This is a genomic window from Rhodococcus sp. 11-3, assembly GCF_023704055.1.
GTDB lineage: Bacteria > Actinomycetota > Actinomycetes > Mycobacteriales > Mycobacteriaceae > Rhodococcus > Rhodococcus aetherivorans.
Genome location: NZ_CP080406.1, coordinates 1,070,383 through 1,087,829 on the forward strand (window position 1 = coordinate 1,070,383; position 17,447 = coordinate 1,087,829).

The window sequence follows — 17,447 nt, forward strand, 5'->3', positions numbered from 1 at the left end:
ACATGACACTCTCTTCGACCGATCTCGGTTTCAACCCCATGGCGGGAAGCCCTCTCGAAGCAGCTTTCGTGGGTATCGCCGAAATCCCCTCCGGGCGCTATCCGAACCGCCCCTTCATCGGCTCCCTCGTCGAGGTCGCGGTCGCCGCGGTCCGCGACGCCGGCATGCAGATCTCCGACATCGACACGGTGCTGCTGATCCCGTGCCTGCACTCCGCGGACGATCAGGCCGACCTCATCTTCTCCCGTGTGGTGGAGGAACTCGGCCTGCACGGCCGCGCCAAGGCCAGCGCCATGCTGCACTCCGGCGGATCGACCAGCGACAACATCACCCGCACCGCCGCCGGCCTGATCGCCAGCGGACAGGCCAAGAACATCCTGGTGGTCCAGGCCGACAAGTGGGGCTCCGCCCCCGTCGCGGACATGGTCGACATGCTCAGCGGCTACGGCATCCCCCGCGAGTGGGAGCGCCCCACCGGCCTGACCTTCAACGCGGTCGGCGCCCTGATCACCCAGCGATACATGGCAGCGTCCGGCTCGACTCCGGAAGAGATGGCCGCGGTATGCGTCGCCCTGCGCCAGTGGGCCCGACTCAATCCGAATGCGATGTACAAGGACAAGGACCTGACCGTCGAGCAGGTGCTCGGCTCGAAGATGGTGTGCGATCCGATCCATGCCATGGAGTGCCCGATGTTGGCCGACGGCGCCACCGCGTACGTGATGACCAGTACCGAGAATGCCCGCAAGACGCATGACCGGTGGGTCCGGATCGCCGGCTCGGGCGGCTGCGTGTCGCACTACAGCATCGGTCAGGAGAACGACCTGGCCACCATGGGATGGCGGCGGGCCGGTGAACGCGCCTACGAACAGGCCGGCTGGGGCCCCGACGACGCCGACATCGCGCAGGTCTACGACTCCTATGCGGCCGTGCTGACCATCGGCCTCGAGGGCCTGGGCCTGTGCAAGCTGCATGAGGGCGCCCGGCTGTTCGCCGCCGGGGAGTTCTCTCCCGGCGGCCGCCTGCCGGTCAACACCAACGGCGGTCTGCTCTCGGCCGGGCACACCGGCGTCGGCGGCGGCACCGCCCTGCTGGTGGAGGGCATCCGCCAGCTCCTCGGCCGCGCCGAGGACGCCCGCCAGATTTCCGATTGCCGGCGTGCCGTCTGCGGCGGCTCCGGCGGCACCTATATGGACAGCCAGGTGCTCCTGCTCGAGCGCGTGGACAAGTGAGGGACAACATGACGACTTCTCTGACCGACGAGTACTACGCCGCGCTGAGCCGAGGCGAACTGGTGATCCAGCAGTGCGGTGGATGCCACAACCCCATCATGTACCCGAAGTACGTGTGCCCCTCCTGCGGCAGCACCGATCTCGGATGGACGCCCACTCCCGGCGCGGGACAGCTGCACAGTTTCGCGATTCAGCGAGTGGGGGCTCCAACCGGATTCGAGGACGACCTGCCGTACGCCGTCGGCGTGGTCAAGCTCGATGAGGGCGTCCAGCTCCTCGCCCGTCTCCGTCCCGATGCGAACGGCGGCTGGGACGCCTATCGCTGCGACATGCGGGTCCAGTTCGACACCACCCCGGACGAAGGCCGCCATATCGCCTGGTTCCGGGCGGAATAGGAAGCCGGTGCCGTGTCTATCCCCGAGATGAACATCGCGACCTTCCTCGCCAAGTCCGCAACCCACCACCCGGATCACCCGGCCATCGTGGCCGGGGCCCGGACCGTCACCTACCGCGAGTTCTACCGTCGTGCCCTGAGCATCGGCGGCGAACTGCTCGCCCGCGGGCTGCGTCGCGGAGACCGGGTCGCCTTCGCGCTGCACAACAGTCCCGAGGTCCTCGAGACCGTCTTCGGGTGCCTGGCCGCCGGGCTGGTCGCCGTTCCGATGAACGCCCGGCTGCACCCCAAGGAGATGGGCTACATCGTCCGCTCCTCGGGAGCGAAGGTACTCATCCACGGCACCGCCTTCACCGCCCAGATCGACGAGCACCTGGGCGAATTCGACGGCATGCAGTGGCGCTTCGAGGTCGGGGGCACCGCGGGCATCGAACCGTACGACCGCCTCCTCGACTCCGGCACGCCGCTCGAGGCGCCTGTGGAGGTGACCGCCGAGGACGCGAGCTGGCTGTTCTACACCTCCGGCACCACCGGACGCCCCAAGGGCGCGACCTGGACCCACCGGACCGGCCGCGTGGTAGTGATGAACTACCTCGCCGACGTCTACAACATCGACCATGACGATGTCGTGCTGCACGCCGCACCCCTGTCGCACGGTAGCGGAATCGTCGCTCTGCCCACCATCGCCCGGGGCGCAACCAACGTCATCCTCGATGCGCTGAGCTTCTCCCCGGAACTGCTGTTCGACACCGTCGCCCGGCACAAGGTCTCCCACATCGCCTTCCTCGCCCCCACCCAGATCGTCGCGATCCTCGACAAGTACGACCCGGACCGGTTCGATCTGAGCACCGTGAAGGCAGTGTGCTACGGGGGAGCCCCGATCTACCTCGAGCACCTCAAGGCCGCTGTCGAAACCTTCGGCCCGATCTTCGCGCAGATCTACGGCCAGGGGGAAGCTCCGATCACGGTCACCGGACTGACCCGGGAGATGCACGCCCGGTTCGCGGCCACCGACGATCCCCGCCTCGGATCGGCCGGCATAGCCCGCACCGACGTCGAGGTGCGGGTGGTCGATGCCGACGGCACTCCCGTCGCTCCCGGCCAAGCCGGCGAAATCATCGTCCGTGGCGACGTCGTCATGCGCGGGTACTGGAACAATCCCGAGGCCACCGCCGAGGCGCTGCGCGACGGATGGCTCTACACCGGCGACGTGGGCACCTTCGACGACCAGGGCTACCTCTACCTTCTGGACCGGACCAAGGACATGGTGGTCTCGGGCGGCAACAACGTCTACCCCCGAGAGGTCGAGGAAGTGCTGATCACCCACCCTGCGGTGGCCAGCGTGGTGGTCTTCGGCATCCCCGACGAGTACTGGGGCGAAGCCGTGCATGCCGTGGTCGTGACCGAACCGGGCCACCAGGTCACCGCCGAGGAGCTCATCCGCTTCTGCGGGGAGAACCTGGCCGGATACAAAAAACCCAAAGCCGTGGAGTTCGTACCGGAACTCCCGGTCAGTGCCTACGGGAAGATCCTGCGCCGCGAGGTCCGCGACCGCTACTGGGCCGGCCACGACCGCAAGGTCGGCGGCGGCGCACGCGGCGTGGCGACCGCGACGCCGTAACGACCTTGGCATGCCGGGCCGCCGCGACGGCGCCACGACCCTCGCGGTGGCCCGGCCGCCTCACAGAACCAGGAGTTTGCCGTGGACAGAGTTTTCATCGCCGGCGTCGGCATGACACCGTTCGTCAGCCGCACCGACCAGACCCTCGGCGAGATGGCAGCCGCGGCCGCCGCGCAAGCCTTGACCGACGCCGCCATCGAGCCCCGCGACGTCGGCCGGGTGTATTTCGGCAACGGCGCCGCCGGCCTGCTCACCGGCCAGGAAATGATCCGAGGCCAGGTGGCGCTTCGCCACACCCCCTTGGCTGGAATACCCCTGGTCAATGTGGAGAACGCGTGCGCCTCCGGCAGCAGCGCGGTGCTCGGGGCATACGACGCCATCCGCGCCGGCCGCTGCGACGTGGCCGTGGCCATCGGCGTCGAAAAACTCTCCCACAGCGAGAAACACCGCACCTTCGCCGCCATCCGCGGCGCGACCGATGTCGCCGAACTCGACACCGATGCTGCTGCCCAGGAACTGAAGAGTTCGGCCCTGCTCGACGTCTACGCCGCCGAGGCCCGCGAGTACATCGACACCTACGGCGCCTCGGTCGAAGACTTCGCCGCCGTGGCGGTCAAGAACCGCACTCACGGCGCCCTCAACCCCCGGGCCCAGTTCGGCACCCCGCAGACGATCGACGACGTGCTCGCCGCCCGCATGATCGTCGACCCACTGACCCTGCCGATGTGCTCACCGACCACCGACGGCGCCGCCGCCGTCGTGCTCGTGTCCGAGCGCTACCGCAACCGCAACGGGGCAGGCACGTGTCAGATCCGGGGAATCGACCTGGCCTCCGGCCACGGCGCCGGCTCGGAACCGGTCGCCCGCGCTGCCCGCGCCGTCTACGACGCCACCGGCATCGGCCCCGACGACCTCGACGTCATCGAGGTTCACGACGCCGCAGCACCGTCGGAGATCCTGCAGTACAGCGAAATCGGATTGTGCGAGGACGGGGAAGGACACCTGCTGCTGCGCAAGGGTCAGACCGCCCTCGGCGGCCGTACCCCCGTCAACGTCAGCGGCGGTCTGCTCAGCCGGGGACATCCCCTCGGCGCCACCGGCTGCGCCCAGATCGTCGAACTGTTCGACCAGCTGAGCGGACGAGCCGGAGCCCGGCAGGTCGAACGCGCCGGCGTAGGGCTGGCAGTCAATGCCGGCGGATGGCTGGCGGGCGCCTACGCCACCACCGTCGCCACCCTCCTCACGCGGTGACCGTCGTCGGCACCGTCCATCCAGCACCCAAGGAGACACCAGTGCGGCAAGACCTGGAAACGCTGTACTACGAGCAGGCCGACGACGGCGTCGTCGTACTGACACTCAACCGCCCGGATCGGGGCAACGGGGTCGTGCCGGAACTGGTCCGGGACTTCGTGGAGACCTTGACGCGGCTCGAGGCCGACAAGAGTGTCCGTGCCCTCGTCCTGACCGGCGCCGGGAAGCAGTTCTCCGCCGGTGCCGATCTGAAGGCGATGAAGGACTACCTCGAACATCAGCACCGCGTCGAGCACGAACCCTACAACGCCCGGGTACTTTTCCCCCTGACCCAGCGTGTCGTCGCATCCCGGCTGCCGACGATCGCGGCGATCAACGGGGGCGCCACCGCCGGGGGCCTCGACTTCGCCCTGGCATGCGACATCCGCATCTGCTCCACCAGAGCGAAAATGGGGGAGACCTACATCAACATGGGTCTTCCCCCTGGCAACGGTGGCTCCTACTTCCTGCCGCGACTCCTCGGATCGGGCATGGCGGCGGAATTGGCGCTGACCGGGGACGTCATCGACGCGCAGCGCGCTCTCGAGATCGGGCTGGTCAACCGTGTAGTCGAACCCGAGGACCTGCTCCCCGAGGCGGTGGCGCTGGCCGGCAAGATCGCAGCCAAGTCCTGGCGCGCGGTCGAGGCCACCAAACAAGCCTTGCGCTCGACGTGGCAAGTCGACCTGGCCACCTCGATGACCAACAGCTTCTGGGCGGTCTCGGCCCTGCACTACGGGCCGGATCTGCTCGAAGGGGTCTCGGCCTTCCTCGACAAGCGTCCACCACGCTTCAACGAGGATCGGACACACGCCGCGGATTCGCCCACCGCGGATCCGGCGGCATCGGCGCCCGCTCACGCCTCACTACAGTGACGCCTCACTACAGTGACACTGTGAGCACTTCGGAACGGGCACCTGCCGCCGCCACGCGCGAAACGATCCTCGCCGCGGCGACGGCACTGTTCGGTGACCTCGACTACCCGGCCACCTCCATCCGCGACATCGCCCGGGCGGTCGACATGCTCCCGGGCAGTATCTACGCCTACGTCGAGAGCAAAGAGGCGATCTTGTACGAGATCGTCTCCACCGGGATCGACCGGTTCGTCTCTGCGGTCGAATCCATCGACCCCGCCACCGCACCGGACGAACGACTCGAACAAGCCATCCGTGCCCACATCGACATCGTCGCCGAAAACCCGCAACGGGCCCTCGTCGTCTTCCATCAATGGCGGTATCTGGGCGACGAGTCCCGTGCCCAGGTGATCGCAGCCCGGCGCCGTTACGAAGAGTTCTTCCGCACCACCATCCGCGAGGGCGCCGAGACCCAGGTATTCCGCCCTGACCTCGACGTTCGCTACGCAACCTTGACGGTTCTCGGCGCGCTGAACTGGGCGCCGGAATGGATCCACGCCGACGATCCAGCGCGTGCGGACAGCGGGCGGAAGCTGGCATACATCCTTCTCGCCGGGCTGCGTCCATTCGACGAGAATGCACCGTAGCGGTCGATGTCGCAGCAGCCGGGAAGCGGCACGAACCCGATGCTGTCGCCTTGGTAACGACTGTTTGTTTGGGTTACATTCGTAAGAAGAACTGACCGTCCCGGACGGGGAAGGGGGAGGCATGCCACCGAGACAACGGCGTAACAACAGCCGTTCCGCAAAGAGCGGCCCGGTTTCGGCTGCGGAGATCCGTGCAGCCGCCTTGGCCTTGTTCAGCGAGCGGACGTTCCCCGTCATCGGGATGCGAGACATCGCTGAGGCGGTCGGGCTGCTGCCCGGTAGTCTGTACGCCCACATCAGCAGCAAGGAAGAGTTGCTCGCCGACATCGTCACCGAGGGCATCACGAACTATCTGGTAGAACTCCGCCCCTTCCTCGAATCCCAGGATCCGGCTCCCGATCGGATGCGCGGCGCCGTCAAGGCCCACGTGAAGGTGCTGGCGAAGACCCTCGAACAGACCCGGGTCGCCTTTCATCAATGGCGGTTCCTCGGTGACGGTGCCCGAGAGCAAGTAGTCGAGCTGCGTAAGCAGTACGAGAATGTATTTCTGCAGATCTATCGGGCGGGGGTCGCGGAGGGCACCTTCCGGAAGGCGCGCAGCGAGCGCATCGCAGTGCTTGCGGTGATCGGCATGCTCACCTCCGCATCGGAGTGGTATTCACCCGAAGGTCGGCTCGGTGCCGACGAGTTCGGTGAAGCCCTGGCCGAAGCCGCAGTGGACGGGCTCGTCGCGACGAGCTGACCGGCCGAGGACGGGTTCCAACTCCGTGGTGCATATTGAGCGACACTGCTAGTCGGGTCGCGACCGAGCGCCGGCACAGCGCACCGGGCCGGCACGCCCCGACGGGAGTGCACCACGGGACCGCCGCCGAGGTGCATCGTCGGCAGCCGCTCGGCGAGTACTGGGCTGCACACTCCGAGCGGTTCCGCCGCCCCACGGCGCCGGCCCTGTCCGGGCTCACTGGCCGCAACACCCGCCTGTCTCGAGCAGAGTGGCAACTACCGGCTTGATCATGCGCATGACCGTCAAAGCGTGGGAATGTGCTCGGCTCAGGTCTCGCTGTCCGGGTGGATCGGTGACGTGCGCAGCTCGCTCTCGTCGCCCTCGGAGACCTCGAACACCTGCAGGGGCGTGTTCGGGGGAGGGGTGCCCTCGTTCCGTCCGGGCGTTGCCGCCGCGGAGGGGGCCGTCGACGACTCGATCCGCCGGCGGAGCTCGGCGAGAAGCAAGTCGGTAGGCACCCGGGTGAGATCGGGCCCGGCACCGTCTTCCGGGATCTTTGTCACCGTGACCACCCCGGCACGCTCGTGGAAACGCATCGACCGATGCGATTGTCTCAGAGCGCGTGACGGCGAGTCATCGGTTTGCGGGGTCGGTGCGACGCATCGCGCGCCGGGCCTGCTCCTCGGTGAAGTTCGGTGTCAGGCGCAATTCCTCCAGGGGGACTTCACGTTCGGTGCTGCGGACCTCGACGCGCACGGGGTCGCCGGTGGCGTCGTCGGACAGGCCGAGGGGGCCGCCGCGCTCGCCCTGGAGGTACTTGTCGCCCCACTGCATCAGCGCGAGCACCGCAGGCAACAGGTCGCGGCCCTTCTCGGTGAGGATGTATTCGTACCGTGTCCGCTGCCCGGGCTTCTTGTAGGGCCGGCGCTCGAACAGGCCCTCGGCGGTCAGTTCGCGCAGGCGTGCGGCCGCGACGGCCTCGGTGATGCCGACGCGGCGCGCGAAGTCGTCGAACCGGGTGGTGCCGTAGTAGGCCTCGCGCAGGATCAGCATCGCCGAGCGGGTCCCCACCACGTCCATCGCCTTGGCGATCGAGCACTGGGAGGCCTGCCAGGCGTCGCGATCGGCGAGGAAGCCGTCCAACCGTGCCGCATGCATGCCCCCATCCTATCTGACTTGCCAAGGCCATAGTCAGCTTCTAACCTATCTGGCTATGGAAAGCCAAAGTCAGGCCTCGGTCCGGATCGGCCCGCTCCTCGCCGTCCTCTCGGGAGCGCCCTTCGTCGCGAGCCTCGATCTGTTCGTCCTCAACGTCGCACTGGGCGACATCGGGACCAGCTACCCCGGCAGCTCGCTGGGAGAGCTCAGCTGGGTGCTCAGTGGCTACGCGATCGTGTACGCGGCGCTGCTGGTCCCGCTCGGTCGCTGGGCCGACCGCATCGGCCGCCGGCGCGGCTTCCTCGCCGGCCTCGGGCTGTTCACCGTCGCGAGCGCGGCATGTGCGCTGAGTCCGTCGCTGTGGGTGCTCGTGATCTGCCGGCTGTTCCAGGCCGTCGGAGCCGCGGCGCTGACGCCGGCCAGCCTGGGGCTGCTCGTGAGCGCGGTGCCGGAGGCGCGACGTGCCGGTGCCGTGCGGATCTGGGCGGCCACGGGTGCTGCGGCGGCGGCGTTCGGCCCGGTGGTCGGCGGGCTTCTGGTCGAGGTCTCGTGGCGCTGGGCGTTCCTGATCAACGTCCCGATCGGGATCCTGCTCCTCGCCGTCGCGCGGCGCGTCGTGCCGGACATCCGCCCGGTCGATTCCGGCACCCGCCTCGACCTGGCCGGCGCCGCTCTGCTGACGCTGGGCATCGGTGCACTCGCGCTCGGACTCGTCCAGGGGCCGGAGTGGGGCTGGGCCGACGTCCGCATCCTCGCCGCGTTCGTCGTCGCCGCCGGGGCCCTGCTGCTGTTCGCGCACGTCAACGCCCGGCACCCCGCGCCGCTGATCGAGCCGAGTCTGCTTGCGGTGCGCTCCTTCTCCTGGTCGAACGTGACCGCCCTGATCTTCAGCGCGACGTTCGCGGCCGGTCTCCTGGCCAATGTGCTGTGGGTGCAACAGGTCTGGGGATACTCCGCCCTGCGGACGGGTCTGGCCGTGGCTCCCGGGCCGCTGATGGTGCCGCTCTTCGCCGCCGTCGGGCAGGTGCTCGCGCGACGTTTCACCCCCGGCACGATCGCCGCAGCGGGATGCGTGCTGTGGGGCGCAGGCGCCGGCCTGGTCCTCGCGACGGTGGGGCCGGAGCCGGAGTATGCGACCGCGCTGCTGCCCGGCTGGCTGATCGGCGGCGTCGGCGTGGGGCTGGCCTTGCCGACCATCCTCTCGGCCGCCACGGCGCAACTGCCCCCCGCACGCACCGCCACCGGCAGCGCGATCGTCACCATGAGCCGGCAGCTCGGCACCGTGCTCGGGATCAGCGTGCTCGTCGCGATCCTCGGGGCCGGTGACGATGCGGTGTCCGCCTTCCGATTCTCCTGGTGGACGATCGCGGCGGTTGCCGTCGTCGCCGCCCTCGCCGCCGGAGGTATGACCCCCCGCCCGTCCACACCGGAAGTGAAGGTCCTGGCATGACCCATCTCGCCCCCGCCCCCTTCCCGATCGAATTCGATTCCAGCTGGCTGGGATTCGGTGGCGTGCACGGCGGACTCGTCGTCGCGGCCCTGATCCGCGCGGCCGCCGTGGAAACCGGCGCAACGCCGCTCGCCGTCTCGGCGCACTTCACCGGCCCTGTGCAGCCCGGCCCCGTCGACGTCGCGGTCGACGACGTCCGCGGCGGCCGGACCGTGAGCGCCCGGGCATCGATGCCGGACTCGGTCACCGCCCTCGTCAGGCTCGCCCGGACGGTGGGTGAAACGACCTGGCCGCGTACGGGAAGCGATTTCGGCGGCACGGATCCCGTGACGCTGCCGCCCCTGGAGATCCCGGTCGACTTCGTGCCGTTCTCGCAGTACCTCGACATCCGGCCGATCAATGCGGCCCGGCCCTTCGGCCGGGGCGACGACCCGGAATTCGAGGTGTGGATACGGCTGATGTCCGCGGTCGGGTTCGCTCCGGTCGAGCGCGCCGCGATCCTCCTCGATGCGCTGCCGCCGGGGTTGTTCGCGACGATGTCCGCACCCGTCCCGGTTCCCACGGTGGAGTTCGCGGCGCATTTCGCCCCGTCGCGTGCAGCTGCCGACGGTTGGTATCACCTGCGGCACCGAACGGTGTGGGCCACCGAGATGCTGTGCGTCGACGAGGCGGAGCTGACCGACGGCGACGGCCACCTCGTCGGTCAGGCCCGGCAGCTGCGCCGCATCCTCGGAGGCTGACGGAGGCGTCGGTGATGCACATCACGGAGTGGGACGTCGAACCGCGGGTAACACCTAGAACGTACCGCTCGATGATCTTGATGGCGTCCCCAGTGGTGCACCCTGCTGCTGCGGGAGCGTCGTTCGTCCCCGCTCATGCGAGGACGGAAGGATCGTCACTCGACACAACGGAGGTAAACATGGTTCTCGGTTCCCTCGCTGCAACGCTGTTCACGCTGCTCGCCGGTCTCGGCATCCTGCTCTGACCCACGCTCGACCCACGCCGCAAGCGCTCCGCCTCGAAGCGGGAGCGCTTGCGGCGCGCGGTCCCGGCTCGTGCCGGGCCTGTCTCGACGGCCGACGGTCAGCGGCCGTTGCCGCCTCCATTGTTGCCGCCTCCATTGTTGCCGCCCCCGTTGTTTCCGCTGTTGCTGTTGTTTCCGCCGCCGTTTCCGTTGTCGTTGCTGGGCTTTTCGGGCTTGGGAGGCTTCTCCTCCGCCGGCGGTTGCGCCGGCGCCGGGGCCGGCACGGGAAGGGTGGTGAAGACGGGCCCGGTGTCCACGGCCGAGGGGGTGGGCGAACCCACGCTGCCGACCGGTGTCGGGGCGGTGGCGGGAACGCTGCTCGTCCCCGGCGTGGCGACCGGCGGTGTGTCGCCGCCCTGACCCCAGGCCAGCAGGAGGAGGGCGACCACCGCCGCGGCGGTGAGGCCGATTGCGAGCAGGATCCGGCGGCGACCGGAGTCGGGCGCCGCGTCGAACGTCGACCGCGTCGGGACGGGTGCCGGCACGGGCGGCCCGGCAACGGTGAACCCCCGGGTCGGCGCGTGGATCACCTCGGTCACCGGATCGGCGCGGTGCGGTTCCCGCAGTGTGGCCAGGTGCGGTTCCCGCAGTGCGGCCAGGTGCGGTTCCCGCAGTGCAGCGAGCATGTCCCGGGCGCTCCCGAAGCGGTGCTCCGGTTCGCGTGCCATCGCACGCTCGATCACGGCCACGAGTGCGGGGTCGACGTCCGGTCGCGCGGTGGCCAGCGGCGGCGGCGGCCCCTGCGTGATCGCCCGCGCCAGGGCCAGCAGGTTGTCGTAGTCGTAGGGTTTCCGCCCGGTCAGCGCCTCGTACCCCACGGCCCCGGCGGCATACAGATCGTCCGTCACGCTCGCCGGTGTGCCGGAGAGCCGATCGGGGCTCAGGTAGGCGACGGTGCCGACGAGTTCACCGGTACGGGTGTAGTCCTCGCCGGCGCTCTTGGCGATACCGAAGTCGGTCACCTTCACCGTTCCGGTCTCGGTGAAGAGGATGTTGCCGGGCTTGATGTCGCGGTGGAGAATCCCGGCGTCGTGCGCCGCGGCGACCGCAGCCACCACGGCGATCAGTATCGCGCGCACTCGGTCCTCCGGCATCGGGCCGAGGGCGATCTCGTCGGCGAGGGTGCGGCCGGGCAGGCGTTCCATCACGATGTACGGAACTCCGGCGTCCTCGCCGCTGTCGTGCACCGCGACGATGTGCGGATCGGTGAGGTTCGCGGCGGCTCGCGCCTCGGCTTCGAAGCGCCGGCGCACGTCGGGCTGGCGGCCGAACTCGCCGCGCAGCACCTTCACCGCGACGGGCCGCCCCAGCCGCGTGTCCCAGCCGTCGTGGATCTCGCCCATGCCGCCGCAGCCGAGCAGGCCGCGCAACTCGTAGCGGCCGGCGAGCAGTTCGGGAACGGGCATGGTTCCAACGCTAGTGCGGTGCCGGGGGTGGTACCAGGCAAGCCTCGCCGGACGGCCGTCGTCATGCGGTCCGAGTCGTGTGGCGCGGCGGGACGCCGCCGTCCCGTGACCGGTCAGGTGGGGGTGCCGGCCGCGGCCGCGCCGCATCCGGCTGCTGCGGCGTCCCGCAGGTCGTCGACGGATACTCCCGCGACCGCCGCTGCGGCGGCCACCCCACCGAACAGGGTGCCGACCAGCCCGTGCGACGGGCGCACCCCCGCACCGGCGTGGAACAGGCCCTCGACCGGTCCCGTCGCGCCGAGGCGGGTGAACGTCTGGCTCGGGGTGAACGCCGGGCCGTACGACACGCCGCCGGTGCAGCGCATGAAGCGTTCGTCGGTGACGGGAGTCCCCGTCTCCTCGTGGACGATGGCGTCGGCCAGGCCGGGAACCGTGCGTTCGGCCGACCTCACGAGCCGGTCGCGAAGCTCGCGTCGTCTCGCGTCGTAGCGCGCTGTCGAACCGCTTCCCGGTGTTATTCCCCACCAGGTGTGCTGTGCCGGGGCCGGGCCGATCAGCTGAACGTTGGTCTGCCCGGGCGCGCACAGCCGGGGGTTCTCCGGGTCGGCGAGGCTCGCGATCCACAGGCCGGCGGACGTGGACGAGGGAAGCTCACCCGCACGGAGCGCGGCGTACTCCGCATCGAAGTCGTCCGTGTCGGTGACGAGACGGGTCGCGTTCGGATAGCCCTCGGCGGCGAGGTCCCGGTCGAGAATCAGATAGACGACGGCGAGCGGCAGGGCCAGTTCGTAGCTGCGTACCCGCCGGAGGAGCCGGGAAGGCACACGATCCGGCGGCAGCAGCGACAGATACGTCTGCTGAATATCGACCGCCGACACGACCGCGGGGGCGAGAATCTCGCGTCCGGCCCCCGGAACGGTGTCGAGCGATGCGTCCTGTGTTCGTACGCCGCGAACTCTGCCGTCGTCGACGAGAATCCGGCTCACCTCCGTGCCGAGCAGTACGTCGCCACCATGGCCGCGCACCACCTCTGCCAGGCCCTCCGAGACGACCCGCGATCCGCCTTGCGGGTACGACAGGCCCTCGAGATAGGTGTGGATCATCCGGGCCGCCACCGGCAGCGACAGCCGCGACGGCGCCACGGCCAGACTGCCTGTCGTCCAGCCGAGAAGTGCGGTGGTGAGTTGCGGGGAGGCGTGCAGATGGCGCAGGTAGCCACCGGCGGTCGCGCGTCCGTAGCGCAGCAGGCCGCGTAGCCGCCACGGCAGCTGTGGCAGCTCACGCAGGTGCGGCCGCTCCGCGATCCGTCCCAGCTCCTCGGTGAGCAGCTCGACGGTGGTGAGGAATTCGTCGATCGTGTGATGCTCTGCCGGAAATGCCTCGTACAGAGTGGCTTTGAAGGCATCCATGCCCTTCGGGACCGCCAGTTCGCGGTCGCCGTTCAGCAGCCGGAACATTCCTGCGGGATCGAACTCCCGGAACGTCACGTCCACACCCAACGGTCCGAGTGCGTGTCGCACCGGCGCCTCGGAGGTGTAATGCAGCCCGATGTCGAACTCGTATCCGTCGTGGGTGAAGGCGGACATGTGCCCACCCGGCTGGTTGCGGGCGTCGGCCACCAGTACCCGGCGCCCGGCGGCCGCCAGATATGCCGCGGCCGTGAGCCCACCGGGTCCGGCCCCGATGACGATCACGTCGTAGTCGTAACGCTCTTCCATGCTGACCTCCGGATTGCGGGGAAATCGCCGGTTCGGGGCGCCGTTCAGTGGTGCCGGATCTCGCGGGTGGACGGGTGGCCCGCCACGTTGCGGACGAAGGTGACGAACGCGGCGACGATTCCGATGATGCTGCCCACGATTCCCAGTCCCAGCGCAATGCGCACCACGAGCGGCCAGTCGAACGAGGCGTCGCCGAAGTCGAACGGGAACACCTGCCAGATCCGCAGCAGCGCCAGCAGCGCGACCGCAGTGGTGACCACGTCTCCCAGCGCCTTGAACCAGACGGGATCCCACACGAAGTACAGGAGATTGGCGATCAAGCTCGCCAGGATCGAGGCATTGACGAAGCCGATGACCGACCGGGTGCCGTCGGTGAGGAATGGTACGGCTTCCCAGCCCGGCCACACGTTGGCGGCGTACAGCACCGCCGCATTGAGGAGCACCGCGACGAGATACCCGAATCGCCGGGCGGCGACCGGGGAGCGCGGACGGGTCGTGGTGGGTGTCATGGCGACCTCCCTCGGGCAGGACCGTCTTCCACGCTAGCCCCGGCGTACGGATCCGCGTCAGGGAAGAAGGTCCCCGGCCGGCCGATGAGTTTGCCGTCGCTCGGCGGTCGGAACAGGTGCAGCATCGTTCGCAGCGGAGGAGTGAGCACCATGTTCGACCGTTCCCCAGCCTTTTCCGGCTTCGCCGTCGACGACGTTGCCGCGGCCGCGAAGTTCTACGGCGACGTCCTCGGCGTCTCCGTGTCCGAGGAGCACGGAATGCTCCACCTGCACCTCGACGGCGGCCGCGACACGTTGATCTATCCGAAGGAGGACCACACCCCGGCCACCTACACGATCCTCAACTTCCCGGTTCGCGACATCGAGAAGGCGGTGGACGAACTCGCCGCGCGCGGAATCCGGTTCGAGCGCTACGAGGGTGTCGACGGCAAGGGCATCTTCCGTCGGGTGGGCCCGCCGATCGCCTGGTTCCGGGACCCGGCGGGCAACATCCTCGCCGTCCTCGAGGTGGACGAGGCCCCGGCCGACGAACAGATCCGCGCGCTGATCGAGGAACACACCGCGGCCCGCAACGCCAAGGACGTCGATCGGCTCGCCGCGTGCTATATCCCCGGTGCGACGGTGTTCGATCTGGCGCCGCCGCTGCGCAAGTCCGCTCCCGACCCGCAGGCCTGGGCGTCGTGGTTCGCGGGGTTCGACGGCCCTCTCGACTGCGAAGTGCGGGATCTGCGCGTCGAGGCGGCCGGCGACGTCGCGTTCTGCCACGCGCTGTCGCGGCTGGGAGCGACACAGCTCGGTGGACCGCGATTCGACATGTGGTTCCGTGTCACGTTCGGTCTACGCCGCGTCGAGGGGTCGTGGCGGATCGCGCACGAGCACGAGTCCACCCCGTTCCATATGGACGGTTCCTTCCGGGCCGTCACGGACCTGCAGGAGTGACCGGCTCAGTCCGGTGGCTGCAGTTCGTGCCTGCCGCTGTTGCCCGTGCCGCCCGAGTTGCTGCGCAGCCACCGACCGGGCAGCTTGCCCGCGAGGTCGCCCAGGGGGCCCACCGCCCCGCGGAGCAGTTCGACGGTCTCCTGCAGCACGTCGATGCTGGTGCTCATCCGCAGGATGCTGGGGGTGAGCTGCGCCAGCGTCTCGGACAGCGACACGATCTGATCGAGCGGACCGCCCTTGGCGAGGAGGCGCTCGAGGGCGCCCTGTTCGGCGAGGAGGGTGTCCAGCACTCCACCCCGCTCGAGGGCCCGCTCGAGCAGGCCGCCGGGCTGGAGGGCGATGTCGACGATGCCGCCGGGGGCGGTGAGGCGTTCGACGGGCCCGCTCTCGGCGAGCAGGCGCTCGAGCGGGCCGCTGGGTGCGGTGAGACGGTCGAGGAGGCCGCCGTTCGACAGCAGGCGGTCCAGCGCCCCGTCCTCGGCGAGGATCTTCTCGAGCGGACCGCCGGGGGCGGTGACGCGGTCGAGGGCGCCGCCGGGCTCGAGGAGGCGGTCGAGGGGGCCGCCGGGTGCGGTGAGCCGGTCCACCGGCCCGCCGGGGGCGAGGAGGCGGTCCAGCGGTCCGTCGGGGCGCAGCGCCTGGCCGAGAGGACGGTCGTCGGCGGCGAGCACGGAGACCTGTTGCAGCAAGCCCAGCGGTCCCCGCGGATTCGCCACGCCGACCGCGCTCAACCCCGCGTACGTCCGGGGGGAAATCGCCAGGCGGACGGTGGCGATCGCGCCCTCCGCCACGCCCAGGGCCGAGTCCGCTGCGGCGAATCCGAGGCGGACGGGAAACGCGAGCGCGGACGCCAGACTCATGCCTGTCACTGTAACCGGCACAACAGTCCGGCTCGGCGGGACGAGCCGTTACCGAAGGTCGTCAGGAGACGCGGAGCGTTCCGACCCGTACGTACGTCTCGGTGCATCCGCAGCCGTGGGCGAGGTCGGAGCAGTCGACCACCAGCATGTGCCGCACGCGGGAGGTGTCGAAGCAGTCGGGTTCGGTGCATTCCACGGGCACCGTCGCGTGCACGACGAGGGTGCCGTGACAGTGGTCGAGATCGGATCGGCACGCCCGGCACGTCATGGGCGGGACCTCCTTCGCGGTGGCTGTCTTCGTCCCGTAATAGCATCACGCGCCGACAAGGTGGTGGACGTGCGGGGCGTGTTACGCCGGATCAGCGCCGCCTGCGCCGGGCGACGAGGGCGACGGCCAGCGCGCCGGCGATCACCCCGATCCCGGCTGCGACCCACCAGCCGGGTGTGCTGTCGGATCCGGGAACCGTCACGGCGACGGGTTCGGATGTCGCGCCCGCCGCGCCGGGCGCGCCCGAATAGACCGCCGTGATCGTGTGGCTCCCGGCGCCGGAGACGCGGTGCTCGGTGGTGGCGCGGCCGTCGACGACCGCCACCGGTGGACCCAGGTCGGTGCCGCCGTCCCGGAACAGGATCGTGCCGCCGTCGACGTCCGGTGACACCGTCGCCGTGAGCGTGACGACCGTCCCGTCGTCGACCACGTCCGGGGCGTCGACGGTGACCGTGGCGGGCACCTCGGCGGTGTCGGAGATGGTGATGGTCGCCAGCGGGCCGGCGCCGGCGTTGAGCGGACCGGTCATGGTGTCCCGCGGCGAGCAGCGGGTCGGTCCCCACTGGTTGGTGCCGAGGAACGTGGCCTGGGTGAGCGAGGTGTTGTAGTTGGCGTCGTCGTCGACCAGGCCCGCGGCACCGGCCGTGCGGAGCATCGGCGTGATCACGCCCGCGTCGCCCGCGATCATGGTCACCTCCACCGCCGGCAGCCGGAACCAGCTGTCGCCGACGGGGCTGGGGGAGCCGTCGAGCTGCAGCTGCGTCTTCGGCGCCCGGATCCCGGCCTCGCTGTCGGCACCGGACGTGGGGCTGTTGCCGATGACCTCGTTGTTTCCGGACAGGCGCAGGATCGTGCCCGCCGGGTCGGGGACGCCGTCCTCGTTCACCCGCAGCACACCGGGCGGCACGTTGTCCAGGTTGAAGGCGGTGCCGGGTACGACAGCGGCGTCGACGAACGTCGCGTTGGCGGGAATGGCGAAGTCGTTCTTCAGGCGGGAGACGCTGCGGGTGGTGGCGCCGCGGCTCGAGTCGGGGTACGCGACGGGCGCCGTCTGGATGCGGTAGGTGAACCGCTCGCCGGGACGAACCCGGGCGGGCGCGTCCACCGTGGCCGACGACCCGAGCAGCTCGTCGACGTCGATCACCGACCGCACCCGGCACGCGATGCCGAACGAGACCTCGACCTCCTCCGCGGCCGCGGGCGGGCAGACCGCGATCAGGGACACGGCGACGGCTGCGGCCGACGCCGCCCCGCGGCGCACCCACTTCGGCGACACGGCGGCTCCTCCCGGTGCGGACACGTCCATGATCCCCGATCGCCGTACTCCGACGGCCCGAATTCGGCAGGGCCGGCATA

The 17,447-nt window shown here is 69.7% G+C and carries 18 protein-coding genes; 10 read left to right on the plus strand and 8 right to left on the minus strand.

Translation table 11 applies throughout. The annotated features are described in order from the left end of the window. The first annotated feature begins 2 nt into the window (after positions 1 to 2). The 7 genes from KZJ41_RS05005 (at position 3) to KZJ41_RS05035 (ending at position 6,777) form a co-directional block, all read left to right on the plus strand. Positions 3 to 1,229, plus strand: a complete 1,227-nt coding sequence (locus tag KZJ41_RS05005; protein ID WP_065923018.1) for a thiolase family protein — start codon at positions 3 to 5, stop codon at positions 1,227 to 1,229. An 8-nt stretch (positions 1,230 to 1,237) separates the two neighbouring features. Then, positions 1,238 to 1,624 (plus strand): Zn-ribbon domain-containing OB-fold protein, encoded by a 387-nt coding sequence (locus KZJ41_RS05010; RefSeq protein ID WP_006942967.1) that lies wholly within the window; start codon positions 1,238 to 1,240, stop codon positions 1,622 to 1,624. Positions 1,625 to 1,636: 12 nt separating this feature from the next. Continuing rightward, entirely contained in the window at positions 1,637 to 3,244 is a 1,608-nt protein-coding gene (locus KZJ41_RS05015) for a class I adenylate-forming enzyme family protein (protein ID WP_006942969.1), read from the plus strand. A gap of 81 nt (positions 3,245 to 3,325) precedes the next feature. Further along, positions 3,326 to 4,495 carry a thiolase family protein gene (locus KZJ41_RS05020; RefSeq protein ID WP_006942971.1) on the plus strand — a complete coding sequence of 390 codons (1,170 nt, stop codon included), beginning with the start codon at positions 3,326 to 3,328 and terminating at the stop codon, positions 4,493 to 4,495. A 41-nt stretch (positions 4,496 to 4,536) separates the two neighbouring features. Further along, on the plus strand, positions 4,537 to 5,409 hold the full coding sequence (locus tag KZJ41_RS05025) for an enoyl-CoA hydratase/isomerase family protein (RefSeq protein ID WP_065923017.1): 873 nt from the start codon (positions 4,537 to 4,539) through the stop codon (positions 5,407 to 5,409). A gap of 20 nt (positions 5,410 to 5,429) precedes the next feature. Continuing rightward, the gene (locus KZJ41_RS05030; RefSeq protein WP_065923539.1) at positions 5,430 to 6,035 is read left to right on the plus strand and encodes a TetR/AcrR family transcriptional regulator; all 606 of its coding nucleotides are present in this window, start codon (positions 5,430 to 5,432) and stop codon (positions 6,033 to 6,035) included. A 121-nt stretch (positions 6,036 to 6,156) separates the two neighbouring features. Then, positions 6,157 to 6,777 (plus strand): TetR/AcrR family transcriptional regulator, encoded by a 621-nt coding sequence (locus KZJ41_RS05035; protein ID WP_161996384.1) that lies wholly within the window; start codon positions 6,157 to 6,159, stop codon positions 6,775 to 6,777. 308 nt (positions 6,778 to 7,085) lie between these two features. Here KZJ41_RS05035 and KZJ41_RS05040 read toward each other — a convergent pair whose 3' ends face one another. Both KZJ41_RS05040 and KZJ41_RS05045 read right to left on the minus strand, forming a co-directional pair. Further along, positions 7,086 to 7,355, minus strand: a complete 270-nt coding sequence (locus KZJ41_RS05040; RefSeq protein WP_221776578.1) for a hypothetical protein — start codon at positions 7,353 to 7,355, stop codon at positions 7,086 to 7,088. A gap of 37 nt (positions 7,356 to 7,392) precedes the next feature. Further along, complete coding sequence (locus KZJ41_RS05045; RefSeq protein ID WP_006942980.1) at positions 7,393 to 7,917, minus strand: helix-turn-helix domain-containing protein; 525 nt, start codon at positions 7,915 to 7,917, stop codon at positions 7,393 to 7,395. Between the two features lie 55 nt (positions 7,918 to 7,972). On the opposite strand from KZJ41_RS05045, the gene KZJ41_RS05050 reads away from it, so the two are divergent. Together KZJ41_RS05050 and KZJ41_RS05055 are read left to right on the plus strand one after the other, a co-directional pair. After that, on the plus strand, positions 7,973 to 9,367 hold the full coding sequence (locus tag KZJ41_RS05050; RefSeq protein ID WP_006942981.1) for an MFS transporter: 1,395 nt from the start codon (positions 7,973 to 7,975) through the stop codon (positions 9,365 to 9,367). Further along, positions 9,364 to 10,107 carry an acyl-CoA thioesterase II gene (locus KZJ41_RS05055; protein WP_006942982.1) on the plus strand — a complete coding sequence of 248 codons (744 nt, stop codon included), beginning with the start codon at positions 9,364 to 9,366 and terminating at the stop codon, positions 10,105 to 10,107. Before KZJ41_RS05050 ends, KZJ41_RS05055 begins: the two co-directional genes overlap by 4 nt. Positions 10,108 to 10,450: 343 nt before the next feature. On the opposite strand, the gene KZJ41_RS05060 is transcribed toward KZJ41_RS05055, so the two are convergent. The 3 genes from KZJ41_RS05060 to KZJ41_RS05070 all read right to left on the minus strand — a co-directional run bounded on the left by KZJ41_RS05060 (position 10,451) and on the right by KZJ41_RS05070 (position 14,024). Then, positions 10,451 to 11,797 carry a serine/threonine-protein kinase gene (locus KZJ41_RS05060; protein WP_050034603.1) on the minus strand — a complete coding sequence of 449 codons (1,347 nt, stop codon included), beginning with the start codon at positions 11,795 to 11,797 and terminating at the stop codon, positions 10,451 to 10,453. 113 nt (positions 11,798 to 11,910) lie between these two features. Continuing rightward, positions 11,911 to 13,515, minus strand: coding sequence for an NAD(P)/FAD-dependent oxidoreductase (locus tag KZJ41_RS05065; protein WP_065923016.1), 1,605 nt, complete (start codon positions 13,513 to 13,515; stop codon positions 11,911 to 11,913). 44 nt (positions 13,516 to 13,559) lie between these two features. Continuing rightward, on the minus strand, positions 13,560 to 14,024 hold the full coding sequence (locus KZJ41_RS05070) for a hypothetical protein (RefSeq protein ID WP_050034604.1): 465 nt from the start codon (positions 14,022 to 14,024) through the stop codon (positions 13,560 to 13,562). A gap of 150 nt (positions 14,025 to 14,174) precedes the next feature. Here KZJ41_RS05070 and KZJ41_RS05075 point away from each other — a divergent pair, with 150 nt between their 5' ends. Next, positions 14,175 to 14,963, plus strand: coding sequence for a nuclear transport factor 2 family protein (locus KZJ41_RS05075; RefSeq protein ID WP_043801617.1), 789 nt, complete (start codon positions 14,175 to 14,177; stop codon positions 14,961 to 14,963). A gap of 5 nt (positions 14,964 to 14,968) precedes the next feature. Here KZJ41_RS05075 and KZJ41_RS05080 read toward each other — a convergent pair whose 3' ends face one another. From KZJ41_RS05080 to KZJ41_RS05090, 3 genes are all read right to left on the minus strand, one after another. After that, a complete protein-coding gene (locus KZJ41_RS05080) occupies positions 14,969 to 15,823 on the minus strand; it encodes a hypothetical protein (protein ID WP_029541220.1) in 855 nt (284 codons plus the stop codon). 61 nt (positions 15,824 to 15,884) lie between these two features. Further along, positions 15,885 to 16,091 carry a hypothetical protein gene (locus KZJ41_RS05085; protein ID WP_006942989.1) on the minus strand — a complete coding sequence of 69 codons (207 nt, stop codon included), beginning with the start codon at positions 16,089 to 16,091 and terminating at the stop codon, positions 15,885 to 15,887. A 91-nt stretch (positions 16,092 to 16,182) separates the two neighbouring features. Further along, positions 16,183 to 17,367: an Ig-like domain-containing protein gene (locus KZJ41_RS05090; protein ID WP_050036273.1), complete on the minus strand. Its 1,185-nt coding sequence runs from the start codon at positions 17,365 to 17,367 to the stop codon at positions 16,183 to 16,185. Positions 17,368 to 17,447: the final 80 nt, after the last annotated feature.

Bases quoted from the DNA above. Each gene is read 5' to 3' on its own strand.
- KZJ41_RS05005 (WP_065923018.1), top strand. From the start codon at position 3: ATGACACTCTCTTCGACCGATCTCGGTTTCAACCCCATGGCGGGAAGC.
- KZJ41_RS05010 (WP_006942967.1), top strand. From the start codon at position 1,238: ATGACGACTTCTCTGACCGACGAGTACTACGCCGCGCTGAGCCGAGGC.
- KZJ41_RS05035 (WP_161996384.1), top strand. From the start codon at position 6,157: ATGCCACCGAGACAACGGCGTAACAACAGCCGTTCCGCAAAGAGCGGC.
- KZJ41_RS05040 (WP_221776578.1), bottom strand. From the start codon at position 7,355: ATGCGTTTCCACGAGCGTGCCGGGGTGGTCACGGTGACAAAGATCCCG.
- KZJ41_RS05045 (WP_006942980.1), bottom strand. From the start codon at position 7,917: ATGCATGCGGCACGGTTGGACGGCTTCCTCGCCGATCGCGACGCCTGG.
- KZJ41_RS05050 (WP_006942981.1), top strand. From the start codon at position 7,973: ATGGAAAGCCAAAGTCAGGCCTCGGTCCGGATCGGCCCGCTCCTCGCC.
- KZJ41_RS05055 (WP_006942982.1), top strand. From the start codon at position 9,364: ATGACCCATCTCGCCCCCGCCCCCTTCCCGATCGAATTCGATTCCAGC.
- KZJ41_RS05060 (WP_050034603.1), bottom strand. From the start codon at position 11,797: ATGCCCGTTCCCGAACTGCTCGCCGGCCGCTACGAGTTGCGCGGCCTG.
- KZJ41_RS05065 (WP_065923016.1), bottom strand. From the start codon at position 13,515: ATGGAAGAGCGTTACGACTACGACGTGATCGTCATCGGGGCCGGACCC.
- KZJ41_RS05070 (WP_050034604.1), bottom strand. From the start codon at position 14,024: ATGACACCCACCACGACCCGTCCGCGCTCCCCGGTCGCCGCCCGGCGA.
- KZJ41_RS05075 (WP_043801617.1), top strand. From the start codon at position 14,175: ATGTTCGACCGTTCCCCAGCCTTTTCCGGCTTCGCCGTCGACGACGTT.
- KZJ41_RS05080 (WP_029541220.1), bottom strand. From the start codon at position 15,823: ATGAGTCTGGCGTCCGCGCTCGCGTTTCCCGTCCGCCTCGGATTCGCC.
- KZJ41_RS05085 (WP_006942989.1), bottom strand. From the start codon at position 16,091: ATGACGTGCCGGGCGTGCCGATCCGATCTCGACCACTGTCACGGCACC.